Here is a 15055-nt window from a genome sequence, read left to right on the forward strand (position 1 = left end):
CAACGTAGCTTAGAAACAGCTTCTCTCCAGGACTCCGCGCACGCTCCCAATAATATTCCACCAAACCAATATTAATGCACTATGAATAAGCCGGAACGGCTTTTATAATTAGGGCAAAGATGCGGCTGATATGTAATTCACACCAATTCGGGGGGCTGAGCATAGTGAGAATATTGATCGTGGATGATGAGCCCAGACATCTCAGAGGGATGGTCAATCTGATTGGGCGGCTGCGGCCGGAGGACCAGGTGGTGGTGGCGAAGGATGGCTTGTCGGCCATGGAATTGGTGAAAGCCCATGGCCCGGAAGCCATATTGACGGATATCCGCATGCCTGGCATGGATGGACTTGAATTTCTGGAACGGCTTAAGGTAGATGGCATTAAAACCAGGGTTGTAATGGTATCCGCTTACAATCTGTTCGAGTATGCGCAGAAGGCGGTTCGTCACGGCGCTTTTGATTACCTGCTGAAGCCGGTGGAGATTGAGAAAATTGTGGATGTCTTAAGCCGGATTGACCTTCAGCTGACAGCGGAACAGCAGCAGTACCGCGAAGAAGAAGAGCTGCAGCAACGCCTGAAGCTGGCTTCTTCCGCCTACCTGAGCCGGTTGATACTGTCCTGGCTGAACGGCAGTGCGGCCCCGGAGGAGCTGGAGGAGCTGAATCGATATGAATGGCTGCGGGAGAGCGGTGTGGCTGTGTATTCGGAGCTGCAGCACCGCCAGGACAGCAGAGAGCAGCAGGACAGCAGCTCCTTCGCCCGCTCTCTGGAGCAGGCCTGGTCTGAGTGGGGGGAGGCTATAACCGTTCCCTTAAGCGGGATGATGGAGGACGGCGTTCAGGCGGCCGTGACCTTGATTACGCTGGAAGAACTTACCAAATGCAAGCGGGAGGAGGCCCGCTACATCGCACAGTCTTTGGAGGCGGAGTGGGCGCATGCGGGACAGCTTGTCCACGGGATTGGGCCGCAAAGCCATTCCCTGCTTACCGAAGCGCCGCGGTCGTATCTTGCAGCCAGGACGGCCAACAGCTACAATTTCTACGATTTCCGGCAGGGGCTGCTCTTTGCGGATGAGCTGATCGTAACCCCCGGGACTGGGACTACCGATTGGGGCAGGCTGTACGATGCTTTGAAAATGGACGATGCAGCCCTTGTTCAGGAAGTCTGCGCCGAGACCGTCTATCAGCTCGCGGACGCCGGACAGGCCAGTCCCATGCTGCTGAAGGAGCAAGCCTCGCTGATGCTGCTGCAGATCCGGAGTGACCATCAGGATATTCTGGACAAAAAGACGGGGCAGATGCTGACCGATACGGCCACGATGCTGATCCGTTCATGCCGTTCATATCAGGAATTAATGACCAAACTTAACCATGCTCTCCGGGAAGCGCATCTAGCCCTGTCCTTATCCAGACAGGATAAGAGTGAGGTGGTCATCGCGGAATGCCTCGGCTGGATACAGGGGCATACGAAAGAGAACCTTACACTGGAACGGGCAGCGGAGCATTTTCACTTTAACCCCTCCTATTTCAGTACGCTGATCAAGAGCAGGACGGGAAAGACCTTCTCCGAGCATGTGACGGCGGTCCGTATGAAGCGGGCCAAAGAGCTGCTTGCAGCGGAGCGGTTCAGAGTATATGAAATTTCCTTGGAATGCGGATTTCAGGATACGAAATATTTTTGCCGTGTATTCAAGAAGTATCATGGCATGTCGCCAAAAGCGTATAAGCACGTACTTTCGCAAAGGAAACGGGAGGCATGAAGATTACCTTCCGTTACCGGCTGCTGGCAAGCTACATCTTGCTGATCGCGGTTCCCCTGCTCGTACTGGGGGCATTGTTCTATCGGACCAGCCTGAAGATTATCACGGAGCAGGCGCAGAAGAATGTGTATGAGATTGTCAAAAAAAATAACGAAGTCATGGACACGAAGCTGCGGATCGTGGACCAGAACAGCATGTCCTTATTTCTCGATAAGGATCTGTTCCGCATTTTTAGCCAGTTGGACCCCGCGAACCAAGTGGAGCTTTTTGCAGCGGACCGGCAGGTGACGGCAGTGCTCAGCAAAACCTTTTCCCAGAACCAGGATATCTATGCCTACCAGCTATGGACCTCCTACTTTACCTTCGGACAAACGCTGCCGCAAGGAGACCCGGTTCAATCGGATATATACGATCTGGCCCGGCAGGCAGGGGGGAAGCTGGTGTGGATTCCTACCTATGATTTCGTATCCATGTTCAACCAGCCTTATCTGCAGGACGGGAATCTGGAGTTCCGTTATTTGTTCTCGGCCGCGCGCCTGCTTGATTTCACGTATCTCAGCAATACGAAGCTGGAGAAAATGGATGCCGGGGTGGAACGCCCTGTACTTGCCATTAGCTTCAAATCCGAGGTGCTTAAATCCTTGTATGAGGACAGCATACCGGGAAGCTCGCGCTATATGGTGCTCGATCCGCATGATAAGGTGGTTGCCAGCAGTGAGCCGGGGGCTGTTGCGCAGACCTATAAGGAGGCGTGGCTGGACGAGCTGCAGCAGGAGAAAAGCGGGGCGCGGAGAATGACGCTGGACGGTAAAGCGGTGATCGTCTGCTTTGACCGCTCGGAGGTTACCGGCTGGATGTCTGTCGTGTGGATTCCGGAGGCAGGGTTGGTGAGCAGCTTTGTGCCGGTGATCCGCGCTTCCATTACTGTCATGGCCGTTGTGATGGGGATAGTGGCGCTTATCCTCGCTTTTTTCATTGCCGGCAAAATTACCAAACCGATCAAGCGGCTGTTAAGCGCGATGAGATCGGTGGGCGAAGGAGATTTCCAGACCCGCGTGGATGTGGTAAGCAATGATGAGTTCGGCGTTCTGACGCAGCGCTTTAACCGGATGAATGACCGGATCCATCTGCTGGTGACAGAGAATTACGAGACCAAGCTGAAGGAAAAGGAAGCCGAGATTCAGGCGCTGAACATGCAGATGCATCCCCATTTCCTGTACAATACCCTGAATGTGATGAACTGGACGGCGATTGAGAATGATCAGCAGGAGCTCAGCAAAATGCTTGTCTGCCTGTCCAATATGCTGCATTATACCTCGAGGAAGACATGGGGCGCCGTTCCTTTGTCCGAAGAAATGAACTGGATGAATAACTATTTCTATATTATGTCGATCCGGTTCGAGGACAAGTTTACTGTAGAGGTTGATATGGACCCGCGGCTCTTCGAATACGAGGTGCCACGGCTGCTGTTCCAGCCTTTTGTGGAGAATGCGATTCTTCATGGCTTCGATCAGACCGAATCGGGCGGCATCATCGGGATCCGCGGCTGGATTAACGGCAGAACCCGGCATTACGAGGTGGCCGACAACGGCCGTGGCATGAGCCAGGCGACTGTAAATGCGATTTTGCACCAGAAAGCATCTTCCGTGGGCATTAAGAATACCATTGACCGCATTCAGATGACCTATGGCGGCGAGTACGGAATCTCCATCTTCTCTACTCCGGGAAAAGGCACAAAGGTGGCCATTACACTGCCGCTGTAAACCCAATCACAGTCCACCAATCCAAAGAGATTAGGGTTATGTAAGCGCTATCCTGTAATTTATAATAAAGGCATCATAGACTGCAGCTATGAACCCGTTGAACTTAGAAATCGAGAGGGGCTCGGAATATGTTGCTACCAAGAAAATCGGTCTTCATTACATTGGCTCTGATTCTGATGCTAGCCGCTGTGCTGTCTGCGTGTTCGAAGTCGGGTACAGCAAGCCCTGAGACTTCCGCGCCTTCCGGAAATGCCGGATCGAAGGAGAACATTACGCTGCGGATGACTGTATGGGGATCACCGGAAGAAGTGGCTCCTTACAAAAAAGCCATCCAGAACTTCGAGGCCAAGCATTCAAATGTCAAGGTTGAGCTTCAGCATATTGCCGCTGATTATGATACCAAGCTGACGACAATGGTCGCCGGAAATGATGTTCCGGATATTGCCATGATGGAATCGGGTACGATTGCCTTTCCGATGGCGGAGCAGGGCAAATTCTATAATCTCCAGGAATTTCTCGATACGGATGCCGATATCAGTCCGGATACGCTGGTTCCCAATATTACCTATTCACTGGAGCCGGGCAATGTAATTGGAATCGGACCAGGGCCGGAATCCTTCGGACTGTTCTACAATGAGGATATCTTCAAGGAAGCTGGAATAGAGCCTCCCCCGTCGAATGTGGCGGATGCCTGGACCTGGGATGAATTCGTCGAGGTCGCCAAGAAGCTGACTGTGGACACCAATGGCAAAACAGCAGCCGACCCGGACTTCGATCCCAAAAAAATTAAGCAATATGGCGCAAATCTCTCCACCTGGTGGGGGGTATACAGCAACTTTATCTATTCCAACGGCGGGGATTTCATCTCGGCGGATGGCAAGACCTTCGCGCTTAACCAGCCGGAAGCTGTTGAAGCCCTCCAGAAAATAGCCGATCTGATGAATGTGCACCACGTATCCCCTTCACCCGTGCAGTCGAAGAATATTCCGGCAACGAATGTAGCCCTCCAGACCAAGAAGGTAGCGATGACGGTGGACGGGCAATGGGCAAGCGCAGGCCTCGCCCAGTCGAAGTTCAACTTTAACGTCGGGGTCATGCCTGTAATGAAAGAGCCGGTAACCACCGTGGTCTGCGGCATGTTCTCCATCTTCAAATCCACCAAGCATCCACAGGAGACCTGGGAGCTGCTGAAGGCGCTGCTCGATCCTGAAGCTTCCATTGATATGCTTACAGCCGGAACTTGGATGCCTTCTCCCAAGGACTGGTACACCGATCCGGTGCTGCTGGCCAAATGGACAGAGAATCTGGATGCCAGACCCTCCGGCTATAAAGAAGCCATTGTCGATGTAATCTTGACCAAAGGGCACCAGACGCCGACCGGCTATGTGAAGAATTTCAACAATATTATGGATCTGGTTAATCCCGCCCTGGATAAGGTATGGCTCGGCCAGCAAACCGCCCAGGCAGCGATGGACTCAATCGCCGTAAAGGCTCAGGCCCAAATTAAGGGACGCCGTGATATCAAGGAATAAACAACTGCGAAACTAGTAGCAGGGAGCGGCGTCCGAACCCTCGTTCGCCGTTCTTTTTGCAAATATAAGAATTTATATGCTTACGCTTTAAATTATCCTTCTATTTCACGCTGAAACGGTACCGTCCGTCTAAAGGACGGCAAAGCCGTTTCTACTTGCGAAATTCGAGACTGGAGGCCGGTATGCGAAAGGGAATGTTCTATGGGCTGCTGTTCACCGCCCCCGCCATACTTGGGTTTGCCATTTTTACGCTGGGTCCCATGATCGCCAGCCTGGTGCTCAGCCTGACCAACTATAATGTGTTCCAGGATCAGACGTCTTTTGTCGGTCTGGATAATTTCGTGCGGCTGTTCTCAGGTAAGGATGAGCTGTTCTATAAATCGCTGGGGATTACCTTTTATTTCGTCGTGCTGCGTGTGCCTGCAGTTATTCTTATTTCTTTCGGCATCGCGCTTCTGCTCAATCTCAATGTAAAGGGAAGAGCCATCTTCCGTACGATCATCTACCTTCCGAGCATCGTTCCTGCGGTGGCCTCGGCCATGATCTGGATGTGGCTGCTCAATCCCGATCTGGGCCTCATCAATTCGCTGCTCAGCCGGCTGCATCTGCCGACCAGCGACTGGCTGTATGGGGAGAGCAGTGTCATCCCGTCAGTGGTTCTTACCACGCTATGGGGCATCGGCAGCACGGTGATTATTTTTCTCGCCGGACTTTCCGGCATCCCCCGGCAGTATTACGAAGCGATTGAGGTGGATGGAGGCGGCTGGTTCCGCAAGCTGAGCCACGTGACAGTTCCTATGGTCACCCCTACGATCTTTTTCAATACAATCATGACCATAATCGGCTCCTTTCAGGTCTTCAACGAAGCTTATATTCTGACGCAGGGCGGACCGAACAACCGGAGTCTTTTCTATGTATTTTATTTGTGGAGAACAGGCTTCCGGGATGCCGAGATGGGATATGCGTCCGCGCTGGCCTGGATCTTGTTCATCATTATTCTGTTCTTTACCTTTATTGTCTTCAGAACCTCGAAGTCATGGGTGTATTACGAAGGGGGGGACCGTGCTTGAGGCCATCGAAGCTTTCCCTTACCGCAAGCTACGGAGCGCTTATCCTGATCTCTGCCATGTTCGTCATTCCGTTTGTCTGGCTGATCCGGAGCTCTCTGATGAATTTATCGCAGATATTTACCATGCCTCCCGAATGGATACCGAAGCCGTTTCAATGGAGTAATTTTCATAAGGCGCTTACGGTGCTGCCGTTCGATGTTTTCTTCAAGAACACACTGATCATCGTGGTTACGGTGCTTGTAGGGACCGTAATTACCAGCAGCATCGGAGCCTTCGGATTCTCACGGATTCAGTGGAAGGGCCGGGATACGGTGTTTGCCATCCTGATGACCAGCATGATGCTGCCGGCAGCGGTAACGATTATCCCGAGCTTTCTCGGCTGGCAGGCGCTGGGCTTCTACGATACGCTGTATCCGCTGATTGTACCCGCTTATTTCGGCGGCGGAATCTTCAATATCTTCCTGCTGCGGCAATTCTATCTGACGATTCCACGCGATTTTGATGAAGCGGCCTTTGTGGACGGGGCGAATTACTGGCAAATCTATACCCGGCTCATCTTTCCCTTAAGCCGTTCCGCGATCATCGTGGTTGCCTTATTCAGCTTCCTGGCCTCCTGGAACGATTTCATGGGCCCGCTGATTTACCTGAAAAGCGACAGTCTCTTCACCCTTGCCCTGGGCCTGCAAATGTTCCAGGGCACCTACACCGCGCAGTGGGATCTGTTGATGGCGGCCTCGGCCACCGTCGTTCTGCCCTGCGTCATTGTGTTTCTGGCCGGGCAGCGTTACTTTCTGGAGGGTATTACCTTAACGGGATTAAAAGGATAAAGGAGGCGGGTAACGGAAATGGCAGAGCAACAAGCGAAGCTGCACGCCTGGCAGGGTGTGTCTTTTACGAGCATAACAATCAATGACAAGTTCTGGAAGCCGCGCCTGGACGTACTCCGGCAGATCACTCTGCCGGACTGCTTGTCCAAATGTGAGGATACCGGGCGCATCGATAACTTCGCCAAGGCCGGGGGCTTAATGGAGGGGCATTACGAAGGCAAATATTATAATGACTCGGATGTCTACAAGGTGCTTGAAGGCATAGCCTATGCGCTGATGTCGGGGCGGGATGCGGCGCTGGAAGCTGAAGCCGACCGGATTATCGGGCTGATCTCGGCAGCGCAGGAAGCGGATGGATACCTTAGTGCTTACTTCACACTGGAGCATCCGCAGGGCAAATGGACGGACATGGAGAAGCACGAGATGTATAACGGCGGCCATTTGATTGAGGCGGCGGTTGCCTATTATGAAGCGACCGGCAAGCGCGGGCTGCTGGAGGTGGCCTGCCGTCTGGCCGATCATTATGATGAGGTGTTCGGCCCCGGCAAGCGGCACTGGGTGGAAGGGCATCAGGAGATTGAGCTGGCGCTGGTGAAGCTCTACCGCGTGACCAGGGCCGAGCGCTACTGGAAGCTTGCGCTGTGGCTGCTGGAGGAGCGCGGCCATGGATATGGCGCGGGCGCGATCTGGGACAATCCGGAATGGGGGCCGGCCTATTGTCAGGATGATGTTCCTGTCCGTGAGATTAAGCAGGTGACCGGGCATGCTGTCCGTGCCATGTATATGTACACGGCCATGGCGGATATTGTCCATGCTTCAGGGGATTCCGCTTATGCGGAGGCGCTGCACCGGGTCTGGGCCCATACCGTAGAGCGCAACATGTACGTAACGGGCGGCATTGGGCCGTCCAGGCATAACGAAGGCTTCACCTTCGATTATGACCTGCCCAATGAAAGCGCCTATTGCGAGACCTGTGCCGCCATTGCCATGGTGTTCTGGAATCACCGGATGAACCTGACGTTCGGAGACGGCAAATACGCCGATGTGGTAGAGCGTGAAATGTACAACGGCGCCTTGTCGGGAATATCCCTGTCCGGGGATAAGTATTTCTATGTCAATCCGCTTGCTTCGCAGGGCGGGCATCATCGTGTGCCCTGGTTCGAAACCTCCTGCTGTCCAACCAATCTGGCCCGTTTTCTGCCTTCGCTGGGCCAATACGTCTATGCTACTGCAGAAGAAGGCTTGGTGGTCAATCAGTACATGAACAGCGAGGCAGAGCTTGTGCTGGGCAGCGGACTGGGCGTCAGGCTGAAGCAAAGCACACAGTATCCCTGGGAAGGCCGGATCGAGCTTGAGGTGAACCCTGCAGCAATTGCTGACTTCAGCATCCGGCTGCGTGTGCCGGAATGGTGCAGGGGATACCGGCTGGAGGCTGGCGGCGTCAGCATCAGCGGGGCCGGAGCCCTGACGGATCAAGGGTATCTGGTGCTTAACCGGCATTGGTCGCCGGGAGATACGGTTGTGCTTGAGCTGGATATGCCGGTGAATCTTGTGCGGGCCAGGCCGGAAGTGGAGGCGGACAAAGGGAGGGTTGCCGTTCAGCGGGGACCCATTGTGTATTGTCTGGAGCAGACGGATCATCCCGGATTGTTCTATGATGCCTGCTCCATTCCGCCCCGTGCGAAATTCCGGGTGGAACACCTGCCGGAGCTGCTGGGCGGGGTGACGGTGCTGCAGAGCCGGGATGAAGAGGGCAGACCGCTCCGGTTCATTCCCTATTACGCCTGGGACAACAGAGCGTCCGGCTTCATGCAGGTCTGGATCCGGGAACAGGAAGAGAACGGACTATACAGCTGTTAATATGCAGGTTGCGGAGAAAGGAGGGAGGTTCGCTTGCGAGGAATTACGAACCCGATCGTGCCGGGCTGGTATGCAGACCCCGAAGCCAGGACCTATCAAGGCAGGCATTATATTTATGCCACCAGATCATTTACGGAATATACCCTTCAGATGAATCTGGATGCCTTCAGCTCCGGGGACCTGATCCATTGGAAGGTCCATGAGAGCATTATTGAAATGGATGATTTCCCCTGGATCTGGAGGGCGGTATGGGCTCCGACCCAGATTGAGCATAACGGCCGGTATTATCTTGTCTTTGCCTCGAACGATATCCAGAAGGACGGTGAAGCCGGCGGGCTGGAGATTGCCGTTGCGGATGCTCCCGAAGGCCCCTACAGGGGGTACCTCCACAGGCCGCTGATCGGCAAGTTTATTCACGGTGCCCAGCCCATTGACGCTCATCTGTTCAAGGATGATGACGGTGCAATCTATCTGTATTACGGGGGCTGGGGACATTGCAACATGGCCCGGATGAATGAGCAAATGACGGGCTTTGTCCCTTTCCCGGACGGACAAATGATCTGCTCTATTACCCCGCCGGGTTATGTGGAAGGACCGTGCATGATCAAGAAGGACGGTCTATATTATCTGATGTGGTCGATGGGCGGGTGGACCAACGGGACCTACCGGGTAGCTTACGGCGTAAGCGATAATCCGCTGGGACCATTCGATAACAAAGGGACCATACTGGAGAGGCAGGAGCCTCTAGCGGAAGGTCCCGGCCATCACGGATATTTACATCTTCCTGACCGCGATGAATGGCTGATCGTCTATCACCGGAGGCTTATCGGAGACCCGGAGCCGGGCAACCGTATGTTATGCGTCGACAGAATGGAATTCGATGCCGATGGAATCAAGCCGGTAGTGATGACAGACAGGTGGTAAGTGCGACCGCTGCAGCTTGACGTGGGTATCCGCTTTGCGGACTATCTGCCGAATACGGCATAAACAGGGATACCTGCCCTATCCCGCTCATACACTACAGACAGCGCAGTTATGACTAATGGAGTGTGAGTCTGGTTGTCCTATGAAGCGATGGATGCAATCAACACAATTAAAACCATGAATACTGTAAAAGCTGTCAGCACGGAACGTCTGGCCGGAAGATACAGCTATCTGGAACGGGAAGGGCTGCTTCCGCTGCCGGTGCAGGGAGGGGTTACGCTTGTAGTGGAGCTGCGGCATGCGCAGTGGTCGGCGGAGTGTCTACGGCTGCTGCTTCGGCACTCCGGTTCTTCTGTCCGGCTGATTGCCGTTCCGATGACTGCTGAGTTTCCGCTGCAATGGTTGTCAGAGCAGTTCTCGGGGAGGCGAATCTGGTATTTCTCCCCTTTACCGCCGGGAATTATAGGGTGAATGAGGCCTTGGCTTATGCTGAGACCTCTTTTGTCGTTCTGCTGGAGGACCGTGTGATGGTGTCCCCCGGCTGGCTTGGGAATCTGCTATGGCCGCCTATTGATGATCCGGCGGTGGGCGTGGTGGCTCCGCGTTCCCCCAGTGAACGGGGAGAGGGGCAGGAACAGCTGCATTTTGCCGGATACTCTGAACTGTCAGCTTATGCAGCCCACATCCTGGACAAAAGGCAAGGGGAATGGAGGTATGCGGAGGTACTGGGCGGGTCCTGTCTGCTTATAGCAAGAGAGCTGCTGCTGAGGGTAGGAGGCTTCGATTCATCACTGGTGGAGCGCAGGCTGATCATTGCCGACTGGTGTCTGCGGGCCCGGATGCAGGGGGCAAGTCTTGCACTCAGTGATCCGGTATATGTGCATGTCCTTCACCCGATTGAGGAAGGAACTGTGATTAACGCAGGCAATGCGTCCTTTGCACCGGGGGAGCGGGCATACCGCCGGAAATGGAATCTGCAGGGCAATCCTGCTGATGCGGATCTGCTCCAGATTCCCGGTGATCTGTCTGCTTGTCTGCCGCAGCCGGCAATTCCGCTGGCTCGGCATACGGCGGAGACGCCGCTTGTGACCACTGTTGTCTTTTTCGAAGAAAACTGGACGGCAGCGGATTCGCGTGAGCGGTAGCAGACGCTGCAGGAAGGCCAGAGCTACAGCAATATCCGCTGGGTGTGGGTCCGGGACAGCTGGGGCCAGTCTTTTCCCGAATTCCCGGTTCATGAGCGTGACGCTGTGATTACTGTGCATGGCGAGAAGCCCTGGCTGCACGCGCTGGAGAATATCTCGGCTCTCTATGGCAGCGAAGTCATTGTCTACTTATCTGCTTCTGCGGCATATGACAGCCGTTACATCGAGAAGCTGGTGGAAGTCCTGCAGCATAGCCAGGCGGATATTGTAGTCAGTGCGGACTATGCAGCGGGAGGGCTTCTTCCGCATTTCTCTCAGGATACCGGCCAAAATCCAAAAATAGCAGAACAGGGAGTAAACCTTGACTTCAGTTCAATTAAGGTTTATTTTTCTATAAATGGATATTGATAAGGTGTGAAATGAGGAGAAATGATGAATAGCTGCTTGTTTATACACGGCTTCACCGGAGGCGAATATGAGATTGCTCCACTGTCCCAGTTTCTCGGAGCACATGATTGCCTGTCCAGAACGTTTACGTTACAAGGACACGGGGGCAGCCGGAGTGATCTGCTCCAGTCGGACCGCCAGGGTTGGCGGCAAAGCGCCGAGGATGAGCTGAGTACATTGCTTACCCGGACAGAGGGCGTACATCTGATAGGTTTTTCTACTGGCGCTCTGATTGCTTCCCACCTATCGGTTCAATATAAGGCCAGAATCAAATCACTGACTTTGCTGTCCACCCCTGTGTTTCCGCTGAATCCGGTTCAGATCCTGCGGACGCTGGGGCAGCCGGCGATGATCAGGAATTACATCCGTAAATGGGGCTCCACTCCCGTGAAGGCCACAAGAGAATTTCAGCGTCTGGTCCGCGAGAGCTTTGAGATCTATCCGCAGATGGATCTGCCAACCCTGATTGTGCAGGGCAAGCGGGATCATCTGGTGAAATTCAAAAGTGCAGGTTATCTGGAGCAGACCATCTCCTCCGGCCGCAAGCAGGTGCTGATTATGGAAAAGAGCGGGCATATGGTCTGCCACAGCGAGGAGAGCCCGGCGATGATGAGGGAAGTGCTGCAGTTCATCCGCAGCTCCGGTCATTAATTCAGGGATGATAAACGGACAAGCTGAAGAGCCCCTTTCACAATTCAGTGGTAGGGGCTCTTCGGCATGCAGTTTCTATTGTATGATTTCACATTGACATTGCCTGTAGCGCGTGTTAATTTCAATTTAAGGAAACCGGTTTCCCGTGAGTGGGGCCGGGATAGTCCACCAAGTCCAGTCCGGGTTATTCATTCGGACGAATTGCCTCATTTAATCTATTCAGTCCGCAGACTACTTACTTCTTCGCAGGGAAGACAACCTGGGAAGCAGCACTGGCTCCAGCAGCTGTCCGCTCACGGTAGTGATCTGGGTGCCAAGCTTGTCCATTAATAACCGTCCTGCAGAGACCCCCAGCTGGAAGGTATCCATATTGAGTGAAGTTAGCGGAGGTGTGGTATAGGGTGACAGCGGATATTCATCGAATGTGGCAATACCCAGCTGCGCCGGAATCTGAACATTCAATTCCCTGGCAGCCTGAAGCACTCCAAAAGCAGAAAAGTTACTCATGCAGACAATAGCATCGGGCGGTTCTGCGCTTTGCAGCAGCTGCATAGCCGCGTCATAGCCATCCTCCTCAGCCGCTCTGCCATTGATAATCCTGTCGCTGCGCACCGGAAGTCCCGCCTGCCGGAGTGTGGCCCTATAACCGGCAATACGGCGGAGGAACAGAGGCTCGTTCTGTTCTCCGCCAATAAAGGCAACAGAGGAATACCCCTGCTCCAGCAGATGCCCAGTCAGCACAGTTCCTCCAAGCTCATTGTCACAATCGACCCATGTCCCGGGAGGATTAATCTCACCGATCGAGATATAGGGGAACTCCAGCCTGTTAAGCTCTGCGCATAGCTCAGGAGTCAGAACTGAAGTGTTGGCAATGATACCGTCCACCCGCTTATTCAGCACCAGTCTATGCAGGAAATGCCCCTCAGCCTGATCATGCTGAATATTGGCAATGGTCAGCTCATATTTCAGAGGTCCGATGACGCTCTCCACCCCGCCGATAATGTTATAGAAGAATTGATTCAGAAATTCGCTTTCCTTAGACATATCGATCAATATTGCGACCGTATTACTGCTTTGTCTGGCAAGTCCGGTGGCAATACTGCTGGGAGTATAGTTCATCTGTTTAATAATATCCCTGACCCGGGTTTTCGTTTCCTCGGATATTTTGGGAGAGTCATTCATTACCTTGGATACGGTGGATTTGGCAACCCCTGCCGCCTGGGCGATATCCTTAATCGTAACTTTCATAGCGATCCCTCTCGGTCATAACGGTATTTGTAATCCATGACAGTGAACTCGTTCTACCTGCCATAATAACACAGATTGTGCAAGCTACTCTATGCAGTACCAAAGGAGAATGAACCTAATGTCCAAGCATTTATTTCTTTACCATACAGCCGAAGACCCTTTCGCTTTCCCTGTAGGTCCCGGCACCCTTAAATTGCGTTTATTTGTGCAGAGCGGACAGTCGCTCAATTGTACCGTTATCCATTCCGACCGCTACGATTCACCTGGCAGCGAGCTTCCGCAGGAGATGGAGCGGACCGGTTCTGCCGGGGCATATGACATTCATGAGGCGGTACTCCGGACGGAGACCGGCAAATGCCGGTATCAGTTCCATATCAAGAATTCCACAGGGGAAAATGTATGGTATGGAGAGAGGGGAATATCTGAGAACCGTGAGCAGGCAGGGGCTTTTCAATATGCATATATTCACCGTCCGCAGGCAACCCTGCTGCCTTACTGGACAGCAGATGCGATTGTTTATCAGATTTATCCCAGCAGCTTCAACCAGGGGACATTACAAGGCATTGCGGACAAAATCCCCTATTTGCACGGGCTGGGTGTGACCGCCATTTATATGACTCCGATCTTCGAATCGCCTTCTGAGCATAAATACAATACATCGGATTATTACAAGGTGGACCCGGGCTTTGGTACGATGGAGGATCTGATAATGCTGGTTGATACAGCACACCGACACGGGATGAAGGTTCTGCTCGATGCGGTATTCAATCATGCCGGGGATACGTTCTTTGCCTTCAGGGATGTGTTGGAGCGTGGAGAGGCATCCCCGTATAAAGACTGGTTCTATATCCGTTCTTTCCCTGTACGCCAGGCGCCGGTTCCTAGCTACGAGACCTTCGCCAAAGCGGAAGCCAGCATGCCGAAGCTGAATATGGATCATCCGGATGTAGCCGACTATATGATAGAGGTAGCCAAGTATTGGGTACGGGAGGCGGGAATCGACGGCTGGAGGCTGGATGTGGCCAATGAAGTGACCCCGGCCTTCTGGCCGAGGTTCCGCCGGGAATTGAAGGCCGAGTTCCCCGAGCTCCTGCTGATTGGTGAGATTATGCATGCTTCCGGACCATGGCTCCGGGGAGACCAGTTCGACGGCGGGATGAACTACGTGCTGCGGGATGCGGTGCTGGAGTTTTTTGCCGGACAATCTGCGGGCCCGGTCCGCTTTATGGAGCAGGTGCTGCACCAGGAAGCTCTCTACAATGATCAGGCTAATTCAGCCATGTTCCAGCTGCTGGGCAGTCATGACACCTTACGTTTTCTGACTGCCTGCAAGCAGGGAGGCAGGGGCTGGGACCGGGAATCCACAAGCTTAAGCCGGATGAAGCTGGCTGTATTTTTCCAGATGACCTATATCGGTCTGCCTATGATTTATTACGGCGATGAAGTTGGAATGGAAGGGGCTACGGATCCCCACTGCCGGCAGCCGATGGTCTGGGAAGCTCAGGATCAGAATATCCTGCTGCAGGAATGGTACAAACAGCTGATCTCTTTGCGAAAAGAACATGAAGTGCTGCGGACAGGCGGATTCCGCCCGTGGTTTACAGACGAACCCCGCAATGTTCTAGGTTATGTGCGGCGCAGTGAACAGGACCGGATGGGCCTTATAATCAATAATTCTCCTAATGCGTACCAGCTTGAGCTGTGTAATTACCGCTCGGACAAAACCGTGCTGGTTGATCTGTTGAGTGGACTCACCATCCGCACCGATAAGCGGATACTGGTGGAAATTGAGCCGTTTGGCTGTCTGATGCTGTACTAAATGAAGATC

General features: G+C 53.5%; 13 protein-coding genes. 12 read left to right on the forward strand and 1 reads right to left on the reverse strand.

Translation table 11 applies throughout. From position 1 onward, the window contains the following. The first annotated feature begins 164 nt into the window (after window positions 1-164). The 11 genes from MKX70_RS10970 (at window position 165) to MKX70_RS11020 (ending at window position 11979) form a co-directional block, all read left to right on the forward strand. Complete coding sequence (locus MKX70_RS10970; RefSeq protein ID WP_340840011.1) at window positions 165-1760, forward strand: response regulator transcription factor; 1596 nt, start codon at window positions 165-167, stop codon at window positions 1758-1760. After that, window positions 1757-3523: a sensor histidine kinase gene (locus tag MKX70_RS10975; RefSeq protein WP_042239520.1), complete on the forward strand. Its 1767-nt coding sequence runs from the start codon at window positions 1757-1759 to the stop codon at window positions 3521-3523. Before MKX70_RS10970 ends, MKX70_RS10975 begins: the two co-directional genes overlap by 4 nt. 128 nt (window positions 3524-3651) lie before the next feature. Then, the gene (locus MKX70_RS10980) at window positions 3652-5055 is read left to right on the forward strand and encodes an ABC transporter substrate-binding protein (RefSeq protein WP_052416725.1); all 1404 of its coding nucleotides are present in this window, start codon (window positions 3652-3654) and stop codon (window positions 5053-5055) included. A 182-nt stretch (window positions 5056-5237) separates the two neighbouring features. Further along, window positions 5238-6125 (forward strand): carbohydrate ABC transporter permease, encoded by an 888-nt coding sequence (locus MKX70_RS10985; RefSeq protein ID WP_042239518.1) that lies wholly within the window; start codon window positions 5238-5240, stop codon window positions 6123-6125. Then, complete coding sequence (locus MKX70_RS10990) at window positions 6122-6952, forward strand: carbohydrate ABC transporter permease (protein ID WP_442950495.1); 831 nt, start codon at window positions 6122-6124, stop codon at window positions 6950-6952. Before MKX70_RS10985 ends, MKX70_RS10990 begins: the two co-directional genes overlap by 4 nt. Window positions 6953-6970: 18 nt before the next feature. Continuing rightward, window positions 6971-8812, forward strand: coding sequence for a glycoside hydrolase family 127 protein (locus MKX70_RS10995; protein WP_340782607.1), 1842 nt, complete (start codon window positions 6971-6973; stop codon window positions 8810-8812). Window positions 8813-8845: 33 nt separating this feature from the next. After that, window positions 8846-9736, forward strand: coding sequence for a glycoside hydrolase family 43 protein (locus tag MKX70_RS11000; protein ID WP_340782609.1), 891 nt, complete (start codon window positions 8846-8848; stop codon window positions 9734-9736). Between the two features lie 135 nt (window positions 9737-9871). After that, window positions 9872-10207 (forward strand): hypothetical protein, encoded by a 336-nt coding sequence (locus MKX70_RS11005; RefSeq protein ID WP_340782613.1) that lies wholly within the window; start codon window positions 9872-9874, stop codon window positions 10205-10207. Then, a complete protein-coding gene (locus MKX70_RS11010; protein ID WP_340840012.1) occupies window positions 10204-10881 on the forward strand; it encodes a hypothetical protein in 678 nt (225 codons plus the stop codon). Before MKX70_RS11005 ends, MKX70_RS11010 begins: the two co-directional genes overlap by 4 nt. Window positions 10882-10986: 105 nt before the next feature. After that, window positions 10987-11289 (forward strand): hypothetical protein, encoded by a 303-nt coding sequence (locus tag MKX70_RS11015; protein WP_197072994.1) that lies wholly within the window; start codon window positions 10987-10989, stop codon window positions 11287-11289. A gap of 21 nt (window positions 11290-11310) precedes the next feature. Then, window positions 11311-11979, forward strand: a complete 669-nt coding sequence (locus tag MKX70_RS11020) for an alpha/beta hydrolase (RefSeq protein ID WP_340840013.1) — start codon at window positions 11311-11313, stop codon at window positions 11977-11979. A gap of 231 nt (window positions 11980-12210) precedes the next feature. On the opposite strand, the gene MKX70_RS11025 is transcribed toward MKX70_RS11020, so the two are convergent. Further along, the gene (locus MKX70_RS11025) at window positions 12211-13227 is read right to left on the reverse strand and encodes a LacI family DNA-binding transcriptional regulator (protein ID WP_340840014.1); all 1017 of its coding nucleotides are present in this window, start codon (window positions 13225-13227) and stop codon (window positions 12211-12213) included. 118 nt (window positions 13228-13345) lie between these two features. On the opposite strand from MKX70_RS11025, the gene MKX70_RS11030 reads away from it, so the two are divergent. Beyond that, complete coding sequence (locus MKX70_RS11030) at window positions 13346-15046, forward strand: alpha amylase N-terminal ig-like domain-containing protein (protein ID WP_340840015.1); 1701 nt, start codon at window positions 13346-13348, stop codon at window positions 15044-15046. Window positions 15047-15055 lie beyond the last annotated feature (9 nt).

The organism is Paenibacillus sp. FSL R7-0312 (assembly GCF_038004445.1).
Classification (GTDB): Bacteria; Bacillota; Bacilli; order Paenibacillales; family Paenibacillaceae; genus Paenibacillus_AQ.

Excerpts from the sequence above, each read along its gene's own strand:
- MKX70_RS10975 (WP_042239520.1), top strand. The coding sequence starts at position 1,757 with ATGAAGATTACCTTCCGTTACCGGCTGCTGGCAAGCTACATCTTGCTG.
- MKX70_RS10980 (WP_052416725.1), top strand. The coding sequence starts at position 3,652 with ATGTTGCTACCAAGAAAATCGGTCTTCATTACATTGGCTCTGATTCTG.
- MKX70_RS10985 (WP_042239518.1), top strand. The coding sequence starts at position 5,238 with ATGCGAAAGGGAATGTTCTATGGGCTGCTGTTCACCGCCCCCGCCATA.
- MKX70_RS10995 (WP_340782607.1), top strand. The coding sequence starts at position 6,971 with ATGGCAGAGCAACAAGCGAAGCTGCACGCCTGGCAGGGTGTGTCTTTT.
- MKX70_RS11020 (WP_340840013.1), top strand. The coding sequence starts at position 11,311 with ATGATGAATAGCTGCTTGTTTATACACGGCTTCACCGGAGGCGAATAT.
- MKX70_RS11025 (WP_340840014.1), bottom strand. The coding sequence starts at position 13,227 with ATGAAAGTTACGATTAAGGATATCGCCCAGGCGGCAGGGGTTGCCAAA.
- MKX70_RS11030 (WP_340840015.1), top strand. The coding sequence starts at position 13,346 with ATGTCCAAGCATTTATTTCTTTACCATACAGCCGAAGACCCTTTCGCT.